Origin of the sequence: Streptomyces sp. LUP30 (genome assembly GCF_001746365.1) — a bacterium.
Classification (GTDB): domain Bacteria; phylum Actinomycetota; class Actinomycetes; order Streptomycetales; family Streptomycetaceae; genus Streptomyces.
This window is the reverse complement of sequence record NZ_MJAJ01000003.1, coordinates 278,454-302,076: the sequence shown is the minus strand read 5'-3', so window position 1 is coordinate 302,076 and position 23,623 is coordinate 278,454. Positions and strand designations below refer to the sequence as shown.

General features: G+C 69.1%; 14 protein-coding genes and 2 pseudogenes. 6 read left to right on the top strand and 10 right to left on the bottom strand.

The window, feature by feature from the left end; genetic code table 11:
• Window positions 1-134: 134 nt before the first annotated feature.
• Window positions 135-484, bottom strand: a pseudogene (locus BG482_RS04760) (ABC transporter permease subunit); the annotation flags it as partial.
• Here BG482_RS04760 and BG482_RS04755 point away from each other — a divergent pair.
• From BG482_RS04755 to BG482_RS04740, 4 genes and pseudogenes are all read left to right on the top strand, one after another.
• Window positions 480-1,031 (top strand): annotated as a pseudogene (locus tag BG482_RS04755) (substrate-binding domain-containing protein); the annotation flags it as partial. The pseudogenes BG482_RS04760 and BG482_RS04755 overlap by 5 nt on opposite strands.
• A gap of 156 nt (window positions 1,032-1,187) precedes the next feature.
• Complete coding sequence (locus BG482_RS04750; protein ID WP_069767562.1) at window positions 1,188-2,408, top strand: acetyl-CoA C-acyltransferase; 1,221 nt, start codon at window positions 1,188-1,190, stop codon at window positions 2,406-2,408.
• Window positions 2,405-4,537 (top strand): 3-hydroxyacyl-CoA dehydrogenase NAD-binding domain-containing protein, encoded by a 2,133-nt coding sequence (locus tag BG482_RS04745; RefSeq protein ID WP_069767561.1) that lies wholly within the window; start codon window positions 2,405-2,407, stop codon window positions 4,535-4,537. Before BG482_RS04750 ends, BG482_RS04745 begins: the two co-directional genes overlap by 4 nt.
• 565 nt (window positions 4,538-5,102) lie before the next feature.
• Complete coding sequence (locus BG482_RS04740) at window positions 5,103-5,474, top strand: NTP pyrophosphohydrolase (RefSeq protein ID WP_069767560.1); 372 nt, start codon at window positions 5,103-5,105, stop codon at window positions 5,472-5,474.
• A gap of 182 nt (window positions 5,475-5,656) precedes the next feature.
• On the opposite strand, the gene BG482_RS04735 is transcribed toward BG482_RS04740, so the two are convergent.
• The 9 genes from BG482_RS04735 to ngcE form a co-directional block, all read right to left on the bottom strand.
• On the bottom strand, window positions 5,657-7,189 hold the full coding sequence (locus BG482_RS04735; protein ID WP_069767559.1) for an amino acid permease: 1,533 nt from the start codon (window positions 7,187-7,189) through the stop codon (window positions 5,657-5,659).
• Between the two features lie 157 nt (window positions 7,190-7,346).
• Entirely contained in the window at window positions 7,347-9,281 is a 1,935-nt protein-coding gene (gene dxs / locus BG482_RS04730) for a 1-deoxy-D-xylulose-5-phosphate synthase (protein WP_069767558.1), read from the bottom strand.
• Between the two features lie 264 nt (window positions 9,282-9,545).
• Window positions 9,546-10,937, bottom strand: coding sequence for a sugar ABC transporter permease (locus BG482_RS04725; RefSeq protein ID WP_370745747.1), 1,392 nt, complete (start codon window positions 10,935-10,937; stop codon window positions 9,546-9,548).
• Entirely contained in the window at window positions 10,934-11,725 is a 792-nt protein-coding gene (locus BG482_RS04720) for an ATP-binding cassette domain-containing protein (RefSeq protein ID WP_069767557.1), read from the bottom strand. The genes BG482_RS04725 and BG482_RS04720 overlap by 4 nt, the downstream gene beginning before the upstream one ends.
• A gap of 289 nt (window positions 11,726-12,014) precedes the next feature.
• Window positions 12,015-13,112, bottom strand: a complete 1,098-nt coding sequence (locus BG482_RS04715) for a sugar ABC transporter substrate-binding protein (protein ID WP_370745746.1) — start codon at window positions 13,110-13,112, stop codon at window positions 12,015-12,017.
• Window positions 13,113-13,235: 123 nt separating this feature from the next.
• Window positions 13,236-14,435, bottom strand: coding sequence for an ROK family transcriptional regulator (locus BG482_RS04710; protein ID WP_069767555.1), 1,200 nt, complete (start codon window positions 14,433-14,435; stop codon window positions 13,236-13,238).
• Between the two features lie 676 nt (window positions 14,436-15,111).
• Window positions 15,112-16,044: a carbohydrate ABC transporter permease gene (locus tag BG482_RS04705; RefSeq protein ID WP_069767554.1), complete on the bottom strand. Its 933-nt coding sequence runs from the start codon at window positions 16,042-16,044 to the stop codon at window positions 15,112-15,114.
• A gap of 2 nt (window positions 16,045-16,046) precedes the next feature.
• A complete protein-coding gene (locus tag BG482_RS04700; protein WP_069767553.1) occupies window positions 16,047-16,973 on the bottom strand; it encodes a carbohydrate ABC transporter permease in 927 nt (308 codons plus the stop codon).
• Between the two features lie 44 nt (window positions 16,974-17,017).
• On the bottom strand, window positions 17,018-18,511 hold the full coding sequence (gene ngcE, locus BG482_RS04695; RefSeq protein ID WP_256096257.1) for an N-acetylglucosamine/diacetylchitobiose ABC transporter substrate-binding protein: 1,494 nt from the start codon (window positions 18,509-18,511) through the stop codon (window positions 17,018-17,020).
• A 432-nt stretch (window positions 18,512-18,943) separates the two neighbouring features.
• Between ngcE and BG482_RS04690 the strand changes: the two genes are divergently transcribed.
• Together BG482_RS04690 and BG482_RS04685 are read left to right on the top strand one after the other, a co-directional pair.
• A complete protein-coding gene (locus BG482_RS04690) occupies window positions 18,944-22,732 on the top strand; it encodes a GH92 family glycosyl hydrolase (protein WP_069767642.1) in 3,789 nt (1,262 codons plus the stop codon).
• A 113-nt stretch (window positions 22,733-22,845) separates the two neighbouring features.
• Entirely contained in the window at window positions 22,846-23,370 is a 525-nt protein-coding gene (locus BG482_RS04685) for a hypothetical protein (protein WP_069767552.1), read from the top strand.
• Window positions 23,371-23,623 lie beyond the last annotated feature (253 nt).

The window sequence follows — 23,623 nt, the reverse complement described above, 5'->3', positions numbered from 1 at the left end:
CCCACGGTGGGACGTGGAACGGTCCGTCCTACGGCGGCCCTCGGGAAGGCGTTTCGCAAGCGGTTGCCTCGCGGATTCGCAAGCGGTTGCCTCGCCGTTTCGCGACCGCGCCGCCGCGTCGGTTTCGTAAGCGGTTACCTCGTCGCTCCTCTCATGAAACCGTTGTAGATGTATTTCTGGAGGGCGACGAAGAGGATCAGCGTCGGCAGGATGACCAGGACGGCTCCTGCCGAGATCGTTTCCCAGTGGGCGGAGTAGGGCCCCTTGAAGCGGAACAGCGACGTCGAGATCACGCCAAGATCTTGAGAGGGCATGTAGAGGAACGGGATGTAGAAGTCGCTGTAGACGGCTATCCCCTTCACGATCACGACCGTCGCGATCACCGGTTTCAGCAACGGAAAGATGATCTTCCGGTAGATCGTGAAGGCGGTGGCGCCGTCGAGGCGGGCGGCTCGTCCAGGGAGATCGGGATCGATCGCACGAACGCGGTGACGGAGGCGGTGCGCCATCTCGCCGCCCTCGGGCACCGGCAGATCGCGCGGGTGGGGGGCGCGGCCGCGCTCGGGCACACGGTGATGCGGACGGCCGCCTTCGACGCGGCGGCGCGCACCCTCGGGCCGGCCGGGGCGTGGCAGGTCGCCACGGACTACTCCGGAGAGGCGGGGGCGCGGGCCACCCGGTCGATGCTGACCGCCGCGCCGCGGGACCGGCCCACCGCAATCGTTTACGACAACGACATCATGGCGGTGGCCGGGCCGGCGGTGGCCGGGCCGGCGGTGGCCGGGCCGGCGGTGGCAGCCGAGATGGGGCTCGGCGTGCCGGGCGACGTCTCCCTGCTGGCGTGGGACGACTCTCAGCTGTGCCGTCTCACCCACCCGACGCTCTCCGCGATGAGCCATGACGTGCACGGTTTCGGCGCGGAAGTGGCGCGTACGCTGTTCGGGGTGATCACCGGGTCGGGTCCGGCGTCGCATCCGGTGCCGACGCCGATGCTCACGCCGAGGGGATCCACGGCGCCGCCGCGGTCCTGAGCCAGGATGGTCGTCGAGCGCCGCCGGTGTGACGTTCGCCGCTCCTCCCGACAGGGGTGTGCAGCTACGTTACCCACAAGTAGCATGGGTTCTGAGCGCGCGCTCAGCGCTTGCGTGCCGCAGCAGTGCCATCCCGCACCCTGGAGGAGAGCCATCGTGCCTCGTACCGTCAGGGACGTCGTCTTCGTAGACGGCGTCCGTACCCCGTTCGGCAAGGCGGGCCCGAAGGGCATCTACCACGAGACCCGGGCCGACGACCTCGTCGTGAAGGCGATCCGGGAGCTGCTGCGCCGCAACCCCGGTCTCGACCCGAAGAAGATCGACGAGGTCGCCATCGCCGCGACCACGCAGATCGGCGACCAGGGCCTGACCCTCGGCCGCACCGCCGGCATCCTGGCCGGTCTGCCGACCTCCGTGCCCGGCTACTCCATCGACCGCATGTGCGCGGGCGCCCTGACGGCCGTCACCGCGGTCGCCGGCTCCGTCGCCTTCGGCGCGTACGACGTCGCCATCGCCGGCGGCGTCGAGCACATGGGCCGCCACCCGATGGGCGAGGGCGTGGACCCGAACCCGCGGTTCGTCAGCGAGAAACTGGTCGACGAGTCCGCCCTGTTCATGGGTATGACCGCGGAGAACCTGCACGACCGCTACCCGCAGATCACCAAGCAGCGCGCCGACGAATACGCCGTGCGCTCCCAGGAGAAGGCCGCCAAGGCGTACGCCAACGGCAAGATCCAGGCCGACCTGGTGCCGATCTCGGTGCGCCGCACCAACGCGGAGGCCGGGGAGACGGGCTGGGGCCTGGTCACCGCCGACGAGCCGATGCGCCCGGGAACGACGCTGGAAAGCCTTTCCGGCCTCAAGACCCCGTTCCGCGTCCACGGCCGGGTCACCGCCGGAAACGCGGCCGGTCTGAACGACGGTGCAACCGCTTCCCTCATCGCTTCCGAGGACTTCGCCCGCGAGAACGACCTGCCCGTCAAGATGCGCCTGGTGGCGTACTCCTTCGCGGGCGTCGAGCCGGAGGTCATGGGCTACGGCCCGATCCCGGCCACGGAGAAGGCCCTCGCCCAGGCGGGTCTGTCCATCTCCGACATCGGTCTGTTCGAGATCAACGAGGCCTTCGCCGTCCAGGTCCTGGCCTTCCTCGACCACTACGGCATCGCCGACGACGACGAGCGCGTCAACCAGTACGGGGGCGCGATCGCCTTCGGTCACCCGCTCGCCTCCTCCGGCGTCCGGCTGATGACGCAGCTGGCCCGCCAGTTCGAGGAGCAGCCGGATGTGCGCTACGGCCTGACGACCATGTGCGTCGGCTTCGGCATGGGCGCGACGGTCATCTGGGAGAACCCGCACTTCGATGGAGGCGACAAGTGAGCACCACCACCGCTGAGCTTCTGAAGGGCGCGGCCGAGCTGTTCCCGGACGAGGTCGTCACCCAGGCGCACGTACGCCACCTGGACCTGCCGTTCGGCGCGGGGCGCTTCGCCCTGATCACGCTGGACAACGGCCTCGACCACACCAAGCCGACCACCTTCGGCCCGCAGTCCCTCGCCAACCTCGACCTCGCGATCGACCAGGTCGAGAAGGAGGCAGCGGCCGGCGAGATCGTCGGAGTCGGCGTCACCGGCAAGCCGTTCATCTTCGCCGTCGGCGCGGACCTCAAGGGCGTCGAGCTCCTCAAGGAGCACGAGGACGCGCTCGCCATCGGCAAGGGCGGCCACGAGGTCTTCAAGCGCCTCGCGGACCTCGCGGTCCCCACCTTCGCCTACTACAACGGCGCGGCGATGGGCGGCGGCGTCGAGGTCGGCCTGCACTGCCGGTACCGCACGGTGTCCGCGGCGCTCCCCGCGTTCTCGCTGCCCGAGGTCTTCCTCGGTCTGGTCCCCGGCTGGGGCGGCTGCACCCTGCTGCCGAACCTGATCGGCGCGGACAAGGCCGTCTCGGTGATCATCGAGAACTCGCTCAACCAGAACAAGCAGCTCAAGGGCGTGCAGGTCTACGAGCTGGGCATCGCCGACGCCCTGTTCGAGGGCGCGGACTTCCTGGAGCAGTCGCTGCTGTGGACGGCGTCCGTCCTCAAGGGCGAGATCGTCGTCGACCGTCCGGTGATCGACCGCGGCGAGGCCTGGGACCAGGCCGTCGCGCGCGGCCGGTTCATCGCCGACAGCAAGGTGCACGGCGCGGCCCCGGCCGCCTACCGCGCCCTCGACATCATCGCCGCCGCCAAGAACGGCGACCTCCAGCAGGGCTACGACGCCGAGGACGTGGCGCTCGCCGACCTGATCATGGGCGGTGAACTGCGCGCCGGCATCTACGCGTTCAACCTGGTGCAGAAGCGCGCCAAGCGCCCGGCCGGCGCCCCGGACAAGTCCCTGGCCCGTCCGGTCACCAAGGTCGGCGTGGTGGGCGCGGGTCTGATGGCCTCGCAGCTCGCGCTGCTGTTCCTGCGCCGCCTGGAGGTGCCGGTCGTGCTGACCGACATCGACCAGGAGCGCGTCGACAAGGGCGTGGGCTACGTCCACGCCGAGATCGACAAGCTGCTCGGCAAGGGCCGGATCAACCAGGACAAGGCCAACCGCCTCAAGGCGCTGGTCTCCGGCGTCCTGGACAAGGCCGAGGGCTTCTCCGACGCGGACTTCGTCATCGAGGCCGTGTTCGAGGAGATCGGCGTCAAGCAGCAGGTGTTCGCGGAGGTCGAGGCGGTCGCCCCGGCGCACGCGATCTTCGCCACCAACACCTCCTCGCTGTCGGTCTCCGAGATGGCGTCGAAGCTGAAGCACCCCGAGCGGGTCGTGGGCTTCCACTTCTTCAACCCGGTCGCGATCCTCCCGCTGCTGGAGATCGTGCGCGGTGAGCAGACCGACGACGCCTCGCTGGCCACCGCCTTCGCCGTCGCCAAGAAGCTGAAGAAGACCGCGGTTCTGGCGAAGGACGCCCCGGCGTTCGTCGTCAACCGCATTCTGACCCGTTTCATGGGCGAGGTGCAGAACGTCATCGACGAGGGCACCCCGGTCGCCGTGGCGGAGAAGGGCGTGGAACCGCTCGGCCTGCCGATGTCGCCGCTGGTGCTGCTGGAGCTGGTCGGCCCGGCCATCGGTCTGCACGTCTCGGAAACGCTCAACCGTGCGTTCCCGGACCGTTTCACGGTCTCCCCGAACCTCGCGGCCGTCGTCAAGGCGGGCAAGCGCGGTTTCTACGTCTACGACAGCGGCAAGCCCGAGCTGGACCCGGAGGTCTCCGCGCTCCTGCAGCAGGGCGACACCGTCCTGACGGAGGAGCAGGTGCGGGCGCGCGTCCTGGACGCGGTGGCGCAGGAGATCGGGCTCATGCTCGACGAGGGCGTCGTCGCCGAGGCGCAGGACATCGACCTCTGCCTGATCACGGGCGCGGGCTGGCCCTTCCACCTGGGCGGCATCACGCCGTACCTGGACCGTGAGGGCGTCTCCGAGCGCGTCAACGGCAAGAAGTTCCTGGCGCCGGGTGTGGCGTCGGTGCCGGCGTAACGGTAGTAACCGTGTGCACGTCGTGCACCTGAAGAGGGCCTCCGCTCACGGGCGGGGGCCCTCTGTGCATGGCGCGGCGGGCCCCCGTCGCGGCGCGCCACCCGACCGCCCGATCCCCGCCCGACCGCCCGATCCCCGCCCGACGGCCGGCCCGCCCGACCGACCGCCGACCCGCCGATCCGCCGACCCGCCCGCCATACGAGCTGTGGCCACCGTGCCGGCCGCTCCCCTCGTGTGCTCACGCCGTGCGCCGCGCGGAGGCCGGACGAGCGCCGCTCCCCTGCTGAGGGCGACGTCCGCCACCGGATGGTCTGCCAAGCGGTCAGGGCGAGGTCCGACTCGGCCTCGCGGCGGGCGACCGCGGAGCACCGGTCGACAGGGATGGGGAACGGGTACGGGGGCGACGTCGGGGGCTGGACCGCTGCGACCGCCCGGTCCCGGTGGCCCTGCGCGGCGCCGGCACGGCGTCGGCCGGGGGGGCCGGCCGACCGGTCATCCCTGAGGGGCGGGCGGTGTGCGCCCGCGCGGGTCACGGTCCGAGGGCCGTCCGTGGGACGGTGGCCGTATGGACGACAACATGGCGCTGCTCGTGATCGTGGACGCCGCGAACGTCGTCGGGTCGGTGCCCGACGGCTGGTGGCGGGACCGGCGGGGGGCCGCCGAGCGGCTGCGCGACCGGCTGGCCGCTGAGGGGCTGCCGGAGAGCTTCGGGCCGGTGGAGATCGTCCTCGTGGTCGAGGGTGCGGCGCGCGGGGTGGAGCCGGTGTCCGGCGTGCGGGTGGAAGCGGCGTCGGGCAGCGGTGACGACCGCATCGTGGAGCTGGTCGCCGCGGCCGGAGCGCGGCCGCGTCTGGTCGTGACGGCCGACCGCGAGCTGCGCCGCCGGGTCACGGAGCTCGGTGCGGACGTCACCGGGCCGCGATCGGTACGGGGCTGAGGCAGGACGGCGCACAGGGCGTCCGGCACGACCGACGGCCGGCCCCGCACACCGTGTGCGGGGCCGGCCGTGTGGGCGGCTGTGTGGGCGTCTGCCGAGCCGGCTGCGGACCGGCGGACACCCGACGGACCCGACCCGCCGAGCCGCCCCTCTGAAGGGCCGTGAGGGCGGCTCGGGGGCCGTCAGACGGTGTCGTCGCGGGCGGTCCCGCCGGAGCCGGCCTGCCCTGCGGAGACCTCCTGCGGGCGGCGTGCGAGACGGCTGTGGGAGCGGCCGTACAGGAAGTACACGGCGAATCCGATGACCATCCAGATGCCGAACCGCAGCCAGGTCTCGGCGGGCAGGTTGAGCATCAGCCACAGCGAGGCGCACACCGAAACGATCGGCAGGACCGGCACCCACGGGGTGCGGAAGGACCGCGGCAGGTCGGGGCGCGACCTGCGCAGGAGGATCACGCCGATCGCGACGACGATGAACGCGAACAGGGTGCCGATGTTCACCAGTTCGGCGAGCTCGCTCAGGCTGGTGAAGCCGGCCAGGATCGCGATGAGCACGCCGAGCAGGATCGTCGGCCGGTGCGGGGTCCTGAACCGCGGGTGGACGTGGGAGAAGAAGCGCGGCAGCAGTCCGTCGCGGCTCATCGCGAAGAAGACCCGGGTCTGTCCGAGGAGCAGGATCATGCAGACCGTGGTCAGGCCGACGGCGGCGCCGAAGCTGATGAAGCCCGCGAACCAGGGGTGCCCGGTGGACTTGAAGGCGTCGGCCAGCGGGGCGCTCACGGACAGCTTGGTGTAGTGCTCCATCCCGGTGACGACGATCGACACGGCCACGTACAGGAGCGTGCAGATGATGAGCGAGCCGATGATGCCTCGGGGCATGTCGCGCTGTGGGTTCCTGGTCTCCTCGGCGGCGGTGGCGACGACGTCGAAGCCGATGAAGGCGAAGAAGACGACGGAGGCGGCGGTGAAGATGCCCATGACGCCGAAGTTGGACGGCGCCCAGCCGAAGATCAGCTGGATCAGCGGGGCCTTGAGGCCGCCGCCCGCGTCGACGGGCTGCGCGTCGGGGATGAACGGGTGGTAGTTCTCGCCGTGGATCAGGAAGGCGCCGGCGACGATCACCGTGAGGACGACGGTCACCTTGATGGCGACCACGATGGAGGTGACGCGCGCGGAGAGCTTCGTGCCGATCACGAGGATGGCGGTCAGCACGAGGACGAGCGCGGCGGCGAGGATGTCGAAGCCGAAGCCGTGGGCGCCCTCCCGGCCGCTGAGCGCCGCCGGCAGGTGCCAGCCCGCGTTGTCCAGCAGCGAGGCGATGTACCCGGACCAGCCGACGGCCACCACCGCCGTGCCGAGCGCGAACTCCAGGACCAGGTCCCAGCCGATGATCCAGGCGGGCAGTTCCCCGAGCGAGGCGTAACTGAAGGTGTACGCGGAGCCCGCCACCGGGACCGTGGAGGCGAACTCGGCGTAGCAGAGCGCGGCGAGCGCGCAGACGACCCCGGCCACCACGAAGGCCAGGGCGACGGCGGGACCGGCGTTGTTCTTGGCGACGGTGCCGGTGAGGACGAAGATCCCGGTGCCGATGATGACGCCGACGCCGAAGACGGTCAGATCGAGCGCGGACAAGGACTTCTTGAGCGCGTGTTCTGGCTCCTCGGTATCGAGGATGGACTGCTCGACCTTCTTCGTCCGGAAGAGGGTGCTGCTCACGGGTACCTCCCACGCTGTGTCGTCCTCGACATGATCGAGAGGTGGCGTAGACCGTATGCCCCGCCGCGGGCCGGTTAACGCGAACGGACCGGTTCCACCACTCTTCACAGTGGTGGGAACCGGTCCATCCGGGCGTGTCGGCAGGTCTGCGACGGCGTCAGTCGCGGGCGGGCTCCACGGAGTCGACGTCGGAGGCCGCGCTCCCGTAGCGGCCGTACCGGCCGTCGAGCTTGGAGACGAGTCCGGTGACCTGGCGGGCGACGTCGGGGGCGGTGAGCCCGATCTCGGCCATGACCTCCGCGCGGGAGGCGTGGTCGAGGAAGCGCGGCGGGATGCCGAAGTCGCGCAGCGGGACGTCGACGCCGGCGTCGCGCAGGGCCTGGGCGATCGTCGAGCCGACGCCTCCCACGCGCGAGTTGTCCTCGACGGTGACGACCACCCGGTGCCGCTCGGCGAGGGGGGCCAGGGCCTCGTCGACGGGCTTGACCCAGCGCGGGTCGACGACCGTCGTGGTGATGCCCTGGCGGTCGAGGAGGGTCGCGATCTCCAGGCACATCGGGGCGAGGGCGCCCACGGAGACCAGGAGGACGTCGGGGGTGTCGGTGCCGCTGTCGCGCAGCACGTCCATGCCGCCGACGCGTCCCACGGCGGGCACGGCGGGGCCGACGGCGCCCTTGGAGAACCGGACGACGGTCGGGGCGTCGTCGACCTGGACGGCCTCGCGCAGCTGGGCGCGGACCTGGTCGGCGTCGCGCGGGGCGGCCAGCCTCAGGCCGGGGACGACCTGCAGGATCGACATGTCCCACATGCCGTTGTGCGAGGCGCCGTCGGTGCCGGTGACACCGGCGCGGTCCAGGACGAAGGTCACACCGCACTTGTGCAGGGCGACGTCCATCAGGACCTGGTCGAAGGCGCGGTTGAGGAAGGTGGCGTACACCGCGAACACCGGGTGCACCCCGCCCGTGGCCAGGCCCGCCGCGGAGACGGCGGCGTGCTGCTCGGCGATGCCGACGTCGTAGACCCGGTCCGGGAAGGCCTTGGCGAACTTGTCGAGGCCCACCGGCTGCAGCATGGCGGCGGTGATCGCGACGATGTCCTCGCGCTCCTTGCCGAGCGCGACCATCTCCTCGCCGAAGACGGACGTCCAGTCGGCGCCGGAGGTGGCGATCGGCAGACCGGTGTCGGGGTGGATCTTGCCGACGGCGTGGAAGCGGTCGGCCTCGTCCTGGAGGGCGGGCTGGTAGCCGCGGCCCTTCTCGGTGAGGCAGTGCACGATGACCGGGCCGCCGAAGCGCTTGGCGCGCGCCAGGGCCGACTCCAGGGCCTCGATGTCGTGGCCGTCGATGGGGCCGACGTACTTCAGGCCGAGGTCCTCGAACATGCCCTGGGGGGCGATGAAGTCCTTCAGGCCCTTCTTGGCGCCGTGCAGGGTCTCGTAGAGGGGCCTGCCGACGACCGGGGTGCGCTCCAGGAGGTCCTTGCCGCGGGCGAGGAAGCGCTCGTAGCCGTCCGTGGTGCGCAGGGTCGCCAGGTGGTTGGCGAGGCCGCCGATGGTGGGCGCGTAGGAGCGCTCGTTGTCGTTGACGACGATGACCAGCGGGCGGTCGCCGTCGGCGATGTTGTTCAGCGCCTCCCAGGCCATGCCGCCGGTGAGGGCCCCGTCGCCGATGACGGCGACGACGTGGTCGCCGCGGTCGAGGATCTGGTTGGCCTTCGCGAGGCCGTCGGCCCAGCCGAGCACCGTGGAGGCGTGGCTGTTCTCGATGACGTCGTGCTCGGACTCCGCCTGCGACGGGTAGCCGGAGAGGCCGCCCTTCATCTTCAGCCGGGAGAAGTCCTGGCGGCCCGTGAGCAGCTTGTGCACGTAGGACTGGTGGCCGGTGTCCCACAGCACCTTGTCCTTGGGCGACTCGAAGACCCGGTGCAGGGCGATGGTGAGCTCGACCACGCCGAGGTTGGGGCCGAGGTGGCCGCCGGTCTTGGAGACGGCGTCGACGAGGAAGGTCCGGATCTCCCCTGCCAGCTGGTCCAGCTCCTCCAGGCTGAGCCGGTCCAGATCGCGCGGTCCCCTGATGCGGGTCAGCAGCGGCACCCGTGCCTCCTTGCAGTAAAAGCTGATCGAGCTGTTGCCGGGCTTGTCGAGTCTAATGTTCCGCCCGGGCGGCCGGTGTCCGGCCCGTGCGTCATACGTCACGCGAACGGGCGTACCCGGGATCGGCGCTCGTCATGACACGACCGCGCGCCCGGGCCCGGCGCGGCGACGCCCGGCCGGGAGCACGACTGTGCCCGGCATCCGCCGGGATGCCGGGCACAGGAGTCGTGCGAGTGCGGGAAAGCCCTACTCCGCGGACACGGTCTAGCCGCGGCCTGCGGCCTTCTGGCTCTTGCGGGACACCGAGTCGATGACGACGGCGCCGAGCAGAACACCACCGGTGATCATGTACTGGATCGAGGTGTTCATGTTGAGCAGGTCAAGACCGGTCTGGATCGACTGGATGACGAGCATGCCCAGAAGCGCCGACCAGACGGTGCCGCGTCCGCCGAAGAGGCTGGTGCCGCCGATGACGGCCGCCGCGATGGCGAGCATCAGGGTGTTGCCGCCGCCGGCGCTCAGCGACGCGCCCGCGGTCTGACCGGCGAAGAACATGCCGCCGACCGCGGCGAACCCGCCGGAGATGGCGAACACGGTGATCCGGACCAGCGGGACGTTGATGCCGGCACGGCGGGCGGCCTCGATGCCGCCGCCGACCGCGAACACCTTGCGGCCGTACGTGGTGCGACGCAGCACGAAGTCCACGATCACCAGCGCCGCCAGGAAGATCACCAGCGCGTTGGAGACACCGGAGGCGTTGTTCAGCACGGCGGCCGAGACGAACGCGGCGAGCGCGAGCAGGCCCACGCGCAGCAGGATCTCGCTGGTCGCGCGGAACGGCACGCCGGCGGCCCGGCGTCGGCGCTGCTCACCGAAGTTGCCGACCGCGGAGAGCACGACCGCGAGGCCGGCCAGGATGTAGGCGCCGATGATGGCCTGGTCCATGAAGAACGAGTTCTGGCCGAGCAGGTGGATCGGGCCGGAGTCCGACGGCAGGTTGATCGTGCCGCTGGAGCCCAGCAGCCACAGCATCAGACCGTTCCAGCCGAGGAAGCCGGCCAGGGTCACCACGAACGCCGGTACGCCGATCCTGGCGAAGAACCATCCCTGCAGGGCGCCGACGGCGATGCCGGTGAGGACCGCCAGGACCAGCGACACCCATGGGTTCACGCCGTGGTCCGTCACGAAGACGGCGAACAGCGCGGACGCCAGACCGCTCACGGAACCGACCGACAGGTCGATCTCGCCGAGCAGCAGCACGAACACCAGGCCGATGGCGAGCATGCCGGTGGCCGACAGGAAGTAGCTGATGTTGGAGAGGTTGGCGGCGCTCAGGAAGCGGTCGTTCTGCAGCTGGAAGATCGTCCAGATGACGATCAGGCCGAGGACGACCGGGATCTGGCCGAGCTCACCGCCCTTGACCTTGCGCTTGAACTCGGTGAGGTAGCCCTTGAGGCCCTCCTCGCGGATCAGCAGCCGGGGGTCGACGACGGTGACCGGCGCGGCCGTCGGGTCGTCGGCGGGGGCCACGGTCTCCTGGCCGTCGACCACGCCGTCGGTCGTGCCGACCTCGGTCGCCGTCGCGGCCTTCTCGGTCCTCGTGCCCTTCACGGGCTCCGAGGAGTCGCTCTTGACAGGCTTCGACGTGTCGCTCACTTTGCCGCCTCCGCGGTGCGACGCCCCGCACGACGGGTCACGGCGTTGTCCGTGGCACCCGTGATCGCGGCGATGATCTCTTCGTGGCTGGTGTCCTTCACGGGGAAGGAGCCGTTGTTCTTGCCCAGACGCAGGACGGCGACCGTGTCGGCGACCGCCTTGACGTCGGCCATGTTGTGGCTGATGAGGATGACGCCGAGGTCGCGCTCGCGCAGCCGCTCGACCAGGTCGAGGACCTGCGCGGTCTGCTCCACGCCCAGGGCGGCCGTGGGCTCGTCGAGGATGACGACCTTCGGGTCGCCGATCAGCGCGCGGGCGATGGCGACGACCTGACGCTGACCGCCGGAGAGGCTCGCGATCGGGATGCGCACGCTCGGGATGCGGATGGAGAGCGTGGACAGCAGCTCCCGCGCGTTCTTCTCCATCGTCACCTCGTCGATGACGCCGCGGTGCAGCAGCTCACGTCCGAGGTAGAGGTTGCCGACCACGTCGAGGTTGTCGCACAGCGCGAGGTCCTGGTAGACAGTCGCGACGCCGAGTCCCTGGGCGTCGTGCGGCTTGGTGATGCTGACGGGCTTGCCCTCCCACTCGATGACGCCCTCATCGATGGGATGGACACCCGCGATCGTCTTGACCAGGGTGGACTTTCCTGCGCCGTTGTCGCCCACCAGGGCGACCACTTCTCCGGCGTGAACCTCCAGCTCGACATCGGTGAGTGCCTGTACCGCACCGAATCGCTTGGAGACTCCGCGCAACGCCAGCACGGGCGTAGCGGACACGTGAACCATCTCCTTCGCCGCCTGACCGGCGGGGATGCCGCGCGCAAAGAACAGGCGCGGAGGGATGTGCGCGACGCGCGGGTGACGCGGCGTCGACGCACGAGGTTTACAAGATGAACATGCGCGAATCCGCTGCTCTTGGCAACGGTTCCGTCCGACGCCCGCCCCGGCAGCGGGGTGTGAAGGTGGGGCGGGCGTCGGACAGGTCTCGCGGGACCGCGGGGCGGTCGACGGGTCCCGAGGAGCGGACCGAGGGCGGCTCACGGCCGGCTCGGAGGGTTCCCCGGGACCGGGGCTGCTACTGGAGACCGGCGGCCTTGCAGGCGGCCGCGTACTGCGGGGTGCAGATGTCGGCGACGGTGTACAGCCCGTCCTTGACCACCGTGTCCTTGATGTTGGCCTTGGTGACCGACACCGGGGTCAGCAGCTGGGAGGGCACCTTGTCACCGGAGCCGCTGGTCAGCGTGGCGGTGGCCAGGGACTTGATGTCCTTGCCCTCCAGCAGGTTGACGGCGAGCTGCGCGGCGGTCTCGGCCTCGGGCTTGTAGGCCTTGTAGACCGTGGCGGACTGGGTGCCGGCGACGATCCGCTGGATGGCCGCGAGCTCCGCGTCCTGACCGGTCAGCGGGATGTTGCTGATCTTCGCACCCTTGAGGGTGTTGGCGATGCCGCCGGCCATGCCGTCGTTGGCGGCGTAGACGCCCGCGATGTTCTTGGCGCCCAGCTGGGTGATGGCCGCGGACATCTTCTGCGCGGCGACGGTGTCCTTCCACAGGCCGGACTGCTCGTAGGCGATGTTGACCTTGCCGTCGAGGATCTTGTGCGCGCCCTCCTTGAACTGGGCGGCGTTGGGGTCGGCGTCGTCACCGTTGATCATGACGACCTTCGACGCGGGGGTGGCCTTGGCGCCGAGGGCGTCGAGCAGGGCCTGGCCCTGGAGCTCGCCGACCTTGACGTTGTCGAAGGAGACGTAGGCGCTGACCGGGCCCTGGGCGAGACGGTCGTACGCGACGACCTTGACGCCCTTGTCCACCGCGGACTTGATGGAGGACTTGATCGCGGCCGAGTCCTGGGCGGAGATCACGATGACCTTCACGCCCTTGGTGACCATGTTGCTGACCTGCTGGGCCTGCTTGGCCGGGTCGGCCGCGGCGTTCGCGTACTCCAGCTTGCAGTCGGAGCAGAGCGCCTTGACCTTGGCGTCGAAGTACGGCTTGTCGAACTTCTCGTACCGCGCGGTGACGCTGTCGGGGAGCAGCAGGCCGATGGACTTGTCGCCCGAGCTGCTGCTGCCGGAGTCGCTGCCCTTGTCGCCTGCCTTGCCGCACGCGGCAATCGACAGTGCCATGGAGACGGCGGTGGCGCCGATCACGACTCTACGCATCGTTGCGTTCATTTGGGGTGTGCCTCCCTGACAGGGCCGCAACGCTGCGGCCGAGGTGGCTGGAAGTCAACTCGGCCACACGTGCGACGTCAAGAAGTAAATACTTAACGAGATGGCAACGGCGTCATTCGTTCTCTAAGTGAAGGCAGGTGTGGCGGCGGTCAGCGTGCCGTCCAAAAGGGTCGAATCACCCATCTCGCTCAGTGCGAGAGCGAGTGCTCCGAGCACCTCGGCACGCCCCCCAAGTGCCCCGGGGAGAACGGAGAGTTGACGCGCCGCACTCGGGATCGCGTAGCGGCCGACGGACTCCCTTATCGGACCGAGCACCAGCTCACCGGCCTCGGCGAGATCGCCGCCGAGGACCACCCGGCTCGGGTTCAGCAGGTTGCAGAGATTGGCGACTCCACTGCCGATGTGTCGACCGACGTCGGCGATCACCCGACGGCAGCCCGGATCTCCGTCCCTGGCCAGTCGCACGACGCCTTCCATCGTCAGATCCGTGCCGTGGCTGGACTGGAGGAGCGGCAACACATAGCGCGCGGCCGCGAAGGTCTCCAGGCAGCCCCGGTTTCCGCAGCGACAGACAGGGCCGGACTCATCGAGTGTAATATGTCCGATTTCTCCCGCAGTACCACCGGGCCCGCGGTAGATCTTCCCGTCGATCACCAGACCGGCGCCCACACCGCTCGCGACCTTGATGTATGCAAGATCACGCACCCCCCTGCCGCTGCCCCAGACCATCTCGCCGAGGGCGCCGAGGTTGGCGTCGTTGTCCACATGCACGGCGACGCCGAGCCGGCCCTTCATCTCCTCGGCGGGCCGGGTGCCGATCCAGCCGGGCAGGATGGCGGAGGAGCCGAGCGTGCCGGACTCCAGATCGATCGGCCCGGGCACGCCGAGCCCCACTCCCGCGACCTTCGTACGGTCCACCCCGGTGGCCTCGATCAACCGGCTGACCAGCTGTTCCGCCCGGTCGAAGCCCTGAGTGGACGAGGCATCCACGTCCAGGGGCTCGGACTCCTCGGCGAGCACCTGATGGGCCAGGTTGCCCACGGCGACACGGAGATGGGTATGGCCGAAATCGACCCCGATGACGATGCCCGCGTCACCGCTCAGACTGACGCTGCGGGCCCTGCGCCCGCCGGCCGAGGTGGGCGTCACCTCTACGGTGCCGCCGTCCTTGAGCTCACGCACGATATTGGAGACGGTCGCGGCCGACAGACCGGTCGTCCGGGCGATCTCCGCCTGTGTGAGGGACCCGGCCAGGCGCACGGCGCGTACGACTCGCTCCAGGTTGGCTCGGTGCAGCGACGACTGCGACCCCGGAGTCTCCACGACGACCTCCTGCGCGCGGGACCGCTTCGATGAGGCCCCGTCTATGTCCAACTAGTGAACTCTAAGCTGAGCTGTTCGGGTCGCCTCCCGTCAAGAGGTTGAACAGTATCCGCGTGCTTGCAGAGAGACACGGAGGGTGGCCGAGCCGTCGGTCGCGGGGTGTACGGGGCCGGGCGCAGGCCGTGGCGAGCGGGACGGAGCAGAGCGCGTCACCCGCTCTCACCGCTTCGGCCCATCACCCCTCACCCACTCGCCCCACGGCTGTCCCGACGCCCCGCGCGGACGGCGGGCCACGGAGAGGTGGGAGCGGCCCGTGACGAGGGAGGAGCGGGCGCGGCGACAACGTGCGTCGACGGGCGCAACGGGGGCGCGACCGACGGGACGCGCGGGATATGAACGGGGGCGCGCGGCGGAAGGGGCCGGGGGCGTGCCCGGAGGTCCGGCGCGGCAGGACGTCGGGGCAGGTCCGGGGCCGGACGGCGGCCGGCCGGCCGGGGGCATGCTCGGAGGTCCGGCGCGGCAGCGCGCCGGGCAGGACGTCGGGGCAGGTCCGGGGCCGGACGTCGGGCTTCGGAGCCGGTCGGGCAGGCGGGTGAGGCTCGGTCGCGACGGTTGAGCAGGGCGGGGCCGAGGGGGGCCGGGCGGGTGAGCGTCTCGCTGCCGCCCGGCCGTGCCGCTACTTCAGCGCGCCCGCCGTCAAGCCCTGCACCACCTGTCGTTGGAAGACGATGTACGCGGCCAGCACCGGCAGCATCGCCATCACCAGTCCCGCGAACAGTCCCGACCAGTCGCCCTTGTACCCCTGACTGACGGCCAGTTGGACCAGCCCCTGGGTGAGAACGCGTTTGTCGGGGTCGGTGTTGAGGACCGTGGGGAGCATGTACTGGTTCCACTGGCCCAGAAAGTTGAAGATTCCGACGCTGATCAGACCGGGTTTGGCCATCGGCAGCATGATCTGGAAGAACGTGCGGCTGTGCGAGGCGCCGTCCACGAAGGCGGCCTCCGCCACCGACGTGGGCAGCGTGCGGAAGAAGGCCGTCAGGAAGAACACCGTGAACGGCAGCGAGTAGGCGATGTAGACCAGGATCAGACCGTGGATGGTGTTGAGCAGCCCCATGTTGTTCACGACGTAGAACAGCGGGACCAGCGCCAGCATGATCGGGAAGCTCATGCCGCCGATGAAGAGGTAGTAGATGAAGCGGTTGCCGGGGAAGTCGAAGCGGGCCAGGACGTAGGCGGCCATGGATCCGAGGGCCAGGGTGCCGATGAGCGAACCGCCCACCACCAGCACCGTGTTCAGGAAGTAGTCGCTCATGTCGGCCTCGGTCCAGGCCCGCGACCAGTTGTCGAAGTGCAGGGTGTCCGGCAGCGACCAGGGCGAGCCGAAGATGGAGCTGTCGTCCTTGAAGGAGGTCATCACCGCCCAGAGCAGGGGCAGCACGACCATGATCGCCCAGAGGACCAGAATGCCGTGAGAAAAGGCGTTGAGAACCTTTCCTTCCTTTTTCTCCGCCGTCGGCCCCTTTTCCGGGGGTGGGCCGACCTTCGTGACGGACATGCCGGAGCCGGCGTCAGCCGGCAGGGGCGCGGAGGTCTCGGTCGTCTTCATCGTCAGTACTCCAGCCGCTCGCGCCGTCCCAGCCGTAGCACGACCGCGGCGAAGGCCAGCGTCACGATGAGGAGAGCGACGCCGATGGTGGTGGCGTAGGCGGCCTGACCGTCGCGGAAGGCCTTCTGATACACGTACAGAACCATGACGGTCGTCGAGTAGTCGGGGCCGCCCGGTCCGGTCGTCATGATCTGCACGACCGCGAACGACTCGGCGCCGAGCGCGAGAATGCCCATGTAGACCCATCCCGACCGCACCGTGTCCCAGAGCAGCGGGAGGGTGAGGCGGAAGAACGTGGTGGCCCGGTTCGCGCCGTCGAGCAGCGCGGCCTCGTAGAGGTCCGCCGGGATGGAGGCCATGCCCGCCGAGAACAGGACCACGAAGAATCCGACCGTCGACCAGACGAGCACCGCCATCACGCACCACAGCGCGAGGTCCGGATCGCCGAGCCAGAGGGGCTGTACACCGTCCAGCCCGATCCCCCGCAGAAACGCGTTGATCGCGCCGCTGTCCGGGTTGTACGCGAAGTTGAACAACAGCGCGACGATGGCGATGGAGAGCACCTGCGGGAAGAAATACACGATCTTGTAGAAGGAGGAGCCCCGGACGCCGGAGATCACCGGGCCGCCCCTCCGCCGCCGCCCGCCGACATTGATCATGAAGGCGAAGAACAGCGCCAGCCCGATCGTCACCAGCGGCAGCACGATCGCGAACATCAGACTGTGCTGCAGGGATTTCCAGAAGATGTCGTCGCCCAGCATCCTGCGGTAATTGTCCAGGCCGACCATCTTGAATTCGGGGCTGAGGCCGGTCCAGTCCGTGAACGAGTAGTAGATGGACTGGATGAACGGCCACACGACGAAGAGCGCGTAGAGCCCCAGGGGCAACGCCAGGAACCCCACGATGAACCGGTACTTGCCGTGCTGCATCGCCACTCCGGTGCTTTTGCGGACGCTTCGCGGTGTTTCTGTCGTCACTGGTGCTTGTAATGCTTGATCGACGTGTCCTTGGCCGTCGCGTCGGCGTAGTCCTGGATCTTCTTGATCGCCTCGGCGGGCGTGATCCGGCCGGCCATCATCTCGCCCAGACCGGACACGCCGATCTTCTCCTTCTGCAACTGGACGTACCAGTCCTGCAGCCGCGGATTCACCACATTGGAGCCGGCCTTGTCCAGTGCGGCGACGCCCGACTTCAGCCCCGGAGTCAGTGTGATGCCGTCGGTGCCGCCGTTGTAGGCGGTCAGCGACTTGACCTTGGAGGTGAAGTTCTTCGACGACGCCTCGCTGAGCATGATGCGCAGCTGCTCCATGCCGCCGGCGGTGTTCCTCGCCTTGGCAGGAACGATGAACGGCTCGCCTCCGGAGGCCCAGATGGTGCCGAACGGCATCTTGTCGGAGGAGTCGATGCCGGTGGGTGCGGACACCGCCAGGTCGAAGTCCTTCGGGATGACGTTCGCCGACTCGTTCTCCACCCAGGAACCATTGGGGATGAACAGCGCCTTGCCCTTGGCCCAGGCGGTCTGCGACTGGATGTGGTCGAGCCCCGGGGTGCCCTGGAGAACGTAACCCTTCTTGTAAAGCTCGTAGTACGCGTCGAAACACGCCTTCACGGCGGGGTGTTTCCAGGCGTTCGGCTCCAGGTTGTCGATGGCGTCGAGGACCTCGCGGCCGCCCACCTTGCCGATCATCGGGTAGAGCGAGAAGGGGAGGTAATAGGGGTACTTGCCCGCATATGTCCAGCCGGCCATGCCCTTCTTCTTGGCCTTCGCACAGACCGCGAGCATCTCGTCCCAGGTCTGCGGATACGTGGCGTCGAGGGAGTCGAGGGCCTTCTGCGAGTACCAGACGCCGTAGACGGTGTAGGCGTAGTACATGATCCAGACCGGGGCGCCGTCGAACTGGCCCATCTCGACGATCCCGGGCCGCAGGGTGTCACGGACCTTCTTGTTCGGATCGTCGTAGGAGGCCGCGTCGAGGAGCGGCGTGAGGTCGGCGAGCTGTTTCTTGCCCACCAGGACGCCCATGTCCATCTGCTCGGCGCCGGAGTTGTCGATGAGGTCGGGCGGGGTGCCCTGGTTGAAACGGGGCTGGAGCGTCGACTGGATCTTCTGTGTGGCCGAGAACTTCACCTTCGCCTGCGGGAAGTCCTTGCCGTAGATCTTCACGGCGTCCTCGGCGTACTCCTTGCCGAAACCGCCGTCGAACAGGACGAATTCCATCTGGGCGGTCTCGTTGACCGCGAGCGGGTTCTTCGCCGTCTTCTTTCCGGCCTCGGCCTTGTCTTCGCCACCCCCGCCGCTGCTGGCACAGGCGGCCAGAAAACCCATCGTGGGGACGGAGATCAGGCCCAGCGCCGCCGATCTCCTGATCAGGTCCCTGCGGCCGAGGCCCGCGACGCCGCTCTTCTCGAAACCGTTCTCCTCGATGCCCTCGTACTCGGAACCGTTGTACTCGGAGTGGGATCCCATGCTCAAGTCCTCGCCTTCTCCAGGACTCAGGCGGTGCACCGGATCCTTCCCGGCACCGCGGTCGGGTCAAGCAGGGTCGTACGGAGCGCGTGGTGCGAAGGTCTCGCGGCCTGGACGGTGAATTGCCGACAGGTATAGTCCAGTCCTGGTCGGCGAGGCAAGATCGAATACAAGGTTGGCCATGGGTCTTTTCCGAGTCGAGACCTCCTGGAAATATGACCGGCGGATGGGCGCCTTGCCGGAGAATTGCATGAAATGACCCCTCGCTGACGCAATCAACATCCTTGACATCACTGTCCACTTGCCCACCTACTGATTCCTGCGCAACCAGGAGGACAACGTTGTCCGGGGTGTGGTCCGGCGCGGGGAGGGTGCTCACGCATGCAGCGGTCTGGACGGTGGTGGGCGGTCGTGGTCGCGGCCGCTCTGGTCATGACGGTCGGCGGCGCACCGGGAACGGCGGCCGCGCTGCCGGCCCAGGGAACGCTCCCCGACCGGAGCTTCGCCTCGTCCTTCGAGGCGGGTGAACGCGCCCCCGACTGGCAGAGCACCGTCGAGTCCGTGCCCGGCGGCGGCAAGCGAGCCTCGGGCGTCGACGGCGGGTACGGCGGCGGGCTTCCGGGCGACGTGACCGACCGTGTCACGGACGTCCGGGCGAGTGCCGAGAACACGGCCGGCGGCGAGGTGAAGGAGAACCTCGTCGACGGCGAGGCGAGCACGAAGTGGCTCGCCTTCGCCGCCGACGGGTGGGTGGAGTTCGACCTGGACCGGCCTGCCCGGGTAACCGCATACGCACTTACTGCCGCGAACGACTTCGCGGAGCGCGACCCCGCCGACTGGACCCTGTCGGGCTCGGCGGACGGCGCCACCTGGAAGCCGCTCGACAGCCGCACCGGGGAAACGTTTGCTGAACGGTTCCAGACCCGCACCTACAGCCTCGCGGCCCCGGCCGAGTACCGGCACTTCCGCCTGGATGTGTCCAGGAATCACGGCGCTGACATCCTGCAACTTGCGGACGTGCGTTTCGGCACGGGCGGGAGCGGCGGTCCCGTCCCGCCGGACATGCTCACCGTCGTGGACCGCGGCCCCAGTGGATCGCCGACCGCGAAGGCCGGCGCCGGATTCACGGGACGACGGGCGCTGCGCTACGCCGGCCGGCACACCGCCGCCGGCCGGGCGTACTCGTACAACAAGGTCTTCGACGTGAACGTGCGGGTCGGCCCGCGCACCGAGCTGGCCTACCGGATCTTCCCGGCGATGGCGGACGGCGACCTGGACTACGCCGCCACCCACGTCTCCGTGGACCTGGCCTTCACCGACGGAACGTATCTGAGCGGGCTCGGGGCGAGTGACCAGTACGGGTTCCCGTTGTCGCCCCGCGGACAGGGCGCGGCGAAGGTGCTGTACGTCAACCAGTGGAACGACGTCGTGTCGGGGATCGGCGCGGTGGCGGCCGGGAAGACCGTCGACCGGATCCTGCTCGCCTACGACTCTCCTGGCGGGCCCGCCCGGTTCCGGGGCTGGGTGGACGACGTCGCGCTGCGCACGGCGGCCCCGGAGCCGAAGAAAGCACACCTCTCGGACTATGCGCTGACCACGCGCGGCACCCAGTCGAGCAGCGGCTTCTCTCGCGGAAACACGTTTCCCGCCACGGCGGTGCCTCATGGCTTCAATTTCTGGACGCCGGTGACGAACGCGTCCTCGCTCGGCTGGCTGTACGACTACGCCCGGGCCGACAACGCGGACAACCTGCCCACGATCCAGGCGTTCGGCGCGAGTCACGAGCCGAGCCCGTGGATGGGCGACCGGCAGACGTTCCAGGTGATGCCGTCCGCCGCGGCCGGTGTCCCGGACACCGGGCGGACGGCCCGGGCGCTGGCCTTCCGGCACACGAACGAGACCGCTCGCCCGTACTACTACGGTGTGCGTTTCGAAAACGGTCTCACGGCCGAGCTGGCCCCGACCGACCACGCGGCCGCCCTGCGGTTCACCTATCCGGGCGCGGACGCGAGCGTGGTCTTCGACAACGTCACCGACCAGGCCGGACTCACTCTCGACAAGGACACCGGTGTCGTAACCGGTTTCTCGGACGTGAAGTCGGGGCTGTCTACGGGAGCGACCCGGCTCTTCGTGTACGGCGAGTTCGACGCGCCGGTGACGGAGGGGGCGTCGAACGGGGTAAAGGGTTACCTGCGTTTCGACGCCGGCGCCGATCACGCCGTCACCCTGCGTCTGGCGACCTCGCTCATCAGCGTCGACCAGGCTCGCGACAACCTCCGTCGGGAAATCCCGGCGGACACCGATTTCGAAACGGTCAAGGCGCGGGCTCAGCAGCAGTGGGACGAACTCCTGGGCAAGGTGGAGGTCGAGGGCGCGAGCCAGGACCAGCTGACGACGCTGTACTCCAGCCTGTACCGGCTGTACCTGTATCCCAACTCCGGCTTCGAGAAGGTCGGTGCGACGTACCGGTACGCCTCACCCTTCTCGCCGATGCCGGGTCCGGACACACCCACGCACACCGGCGCGAAGATCGTGGACGGCAAGGTCTACGTCAACAACGGTTTCTGGGACACCTACCGGACGACCTGGCCCGCGTACGCGCTGCTCACCCCGGCGCAGGCCGGCGTGCTGACCGACGGCTTCGTGCAGCAGTACAAGGACGGCGGCTGGATCTCTCGCTGGTCCTCCCCCGGTTACGCCGACCTGATGACCGGCACGTCCTCCGACGTGGCCTTCGCGGACGCCTTCGTCAAGGGGGTGCACTTCGACGCCGCAGCGGCCTACGAGGCGGCGCTGAAGAACGCGACGGTCGTGCCGCCGGCCTCGGGGGTGGGCCGCAAGGGCATGTCGACCTCCCCCTTCCTCGGCTACACGAGCACGGCCACCCACGAAGGGCTGTCGTGGGCGCTGGAGGGATACCTCAACGACTACGGCATCGCCCGGATGGGTCAGGCCCTGTACCGGCAGACCGGCAAGAAGCGGTACCGCGAGGAGTCCGACTACTTCCTGAACCGCGCCCAGGGCTACGTGCACCTCTTCGACGCCCACGCTGGGTTCTTCCAGGGCAGGAACGACAAAGGCGACTGGCGCACGGCCTCCGCCTACGACCCACGGGTGTGGGGCTACGACTACACCGAGACCAACGGCTGGGGTTACGCCTTCACCGCTCCGCAGGACAGTCGGGGCCTGGCCGGCCTGTACGGCGGCCGCGACGGCCTGGCGAAGAAACTCGATGACTACTTCTCCACTCCAGAAACCGCTTCCCCGGAATTCGCGGGCTCGTACGGTGGAGTGATCCACGAGATGACCGAGGCCCGGGATGTGCGGATGGGCATGTACGGGCACTCCAACCAGGTCGCCCACCACACGATCTACATGTACGACGCGGCCGGACAGCCGTGGAAGGCGCAGGCGAAGTCGCGCGAGGTGCTCTCCCGGCTCTACACCGGCAGTTCGATCGGACAGGGTTACCACGGTGACGAGGACAACGGCGAGCAGTCGGCGTGGTACCTGTTCTCCGCCCTCGGCTTCTACCCGCTGGTGATGGGCGGCGGCGAGTACGCGGTCGGCTCCCCCTTGTTCACCAAGGCCACCGTGCACCTGGAGAACGGCAAGGACCTGGTGGTCAAGGCGCCGAAGAACAGTGCGAGGAACGTCTACGTGCAGGGCCTGAAGGTCGACGGCCGTCCCTGGACGTCCACCGCGCTTCCCCACGCCCTCCTCGCCAAAGGCGCGGTCCTGGAGTTCGCCATGGGGGCGCGACCCTCGACGTGGGGTACCGGAAAGGACGCGGGTCCGGTCTCCATCACGCGGGGCGACAAAGCGCCGACGCCCCGCACCGACGCGCTGAAGGGCGGCGGGGGAGCGCTCTTCGACGACACGTCGGCAACGCAGGAAGCGGTGTCAGGAACTCTCTCCCTGCCGGTCACGGCGCGGACCAAGGCGCTGCAGTACACCCTGACGTCCGCCGATCACGCCCAGGCTCCCGGCGGTTGGGTGCTGCAGGGGTCCGTCGACGGACTCACGTGGACCGACCTGGACCGGCGATCCGGGGAGACGTTCCGATGGGACCGCCAGACACGGGCCTTCACGATCGCCCGACCCGGCGACTACGGGCACTACCGACTTGTCCTCGACGGAGAAGGAGTTACCAGGACCACGGCGGGTGGGGGCAGCGCGGCGGCCGAACTGCACCTGGCTGAGGTCGAGTTGTTGTCCTGATCCGGTAACCAACAGCGATCCTCCGCTGTACCGGGCGTCACCCGTGTTTCAGAATGGGCGAGCCGCGCGCGAACATCGCGCGTCGCGCGGTCCGCCACGGAGGGGAAGCGGGAATGGGCATCACCGGAAAGTTCACGGGACTGGTCGCGGGCGCAGCGCTGGCGACGGGGGCACTCTTCGCCACCGCGGCTCCGGCCCAGGCGTACAGTCCGAACCCGACGTTCCACACGTACTACTACGACACCGGCGGCTGCCCGTGCAGCGGCGGCAACCTCACCGACCCGTTCGACAACACGTACTTCGCGCAGGACGCCGGCGGTTACGCCGTGAAGATGGAACTGACGAACGCCGGTGCGTTCGTCGGCAAAGTGGAGTTCCACCCGAACGACGAGAAGCTGTGGGTGTACGACACCGCCAACGACGGTGACACGTTCTACGTCAAGGTCAGCTACACAACCGGTGGCACGACGCGCAACCTGGGCACCTTCAGTCCCTCCGGCACCTCGGCGGTGCTGGACTACGAGGTGGAGGACTTCGATCTGCCGGAAGGCGCTTACGTCGACATTTCCGTGTACGACGACGCAGGACTCACCGACCTCATCGGTGCCGCGCGCGGCACCGGAGCAGCCATCGCGTAGACGCTTCGCCCGGGTCGGTCGGTAACGGTCGGGAACAATCGAGATCGGCGAACGGGGGCCGGGGCCCTAGGGCCGGTCGGTGACGGTCGGCCTCTTCACGGACGAGGAATGGCGTGCCCGTGAGGCGGAGGACGGAGCCCGGGCGGCCCCTGCGGCCGTCGGCGCCGTCGGCAAGGCTCGGCACGGTGAGCCCGGCCAGGCCGCGGTTCCACGCACTCGGCACGATTCAGACGACGGACCCCATGTCGGCTCG

What these genes read in the sequence shown, in the direction of transcription:
- BG482_RS04705 (WP_069767554.1), bottom strand. Translation starts at nt 16,044, where the DNA reads ATGAAGACGACCGAGACCTCCGCGCCCCTGCCGGCTGACGCCGGCTCC.
- BG482_RS04700 (WP_069767553.1), bottom strand. Translation starts at nt 16,973, where the DNA reads ATGCAGCACGGCAAGTACCGGTTCATCGTGGGGTTCCTGGCGTTGCCC.
- ngcE (WP_256096257.1), bottom strand. Translation starts at nt 18,511, where the DNA reads ATGGGATCCCACTCCGAGTACAACGGTTCCGAGTACGAGGGCATCGAG.
- BG482_RS04715 (WP_370745746.1), bottom strand. Translation starts at nt 13,112, where the DNA reads ATGAACGCAACGATGCGTAGAGTCGTGATCGGCGCCACCGCCGTCTCC.
- BG482_RS04690 (WP_069767642.1), top strand. Translation starts at nt 18,944, where the DNA reads ATGACGGTCGGCGGCGCACCGGGAACGGCGGCCGCGCTGCCGGCCCAG.
- BG482_RS04740 (WP_069767560.1), top strand. Translation starts at nt 5,103, where the DNA reads ATGGACGACAACATGGCGCTGCTCGTGATCGTGGACGCCGCGAACGTC.
- BG482_RS04720 (WP_069767557.1), bottom strand. Translation starts at nt 11,725, where the DNA reads ATGGTTCACGTGTCCGCTACGCCCGTGCTGGCGTTGCGCGGAGTCTCC.
- BG482_RS04685 (WP_069767552.1), top strand. Translation starts at nt 22,846, where the DNA reads ATGGGCATCACCGGAAAGTTCACGGGACTGGTCGCGGGCGCAGCGCTG.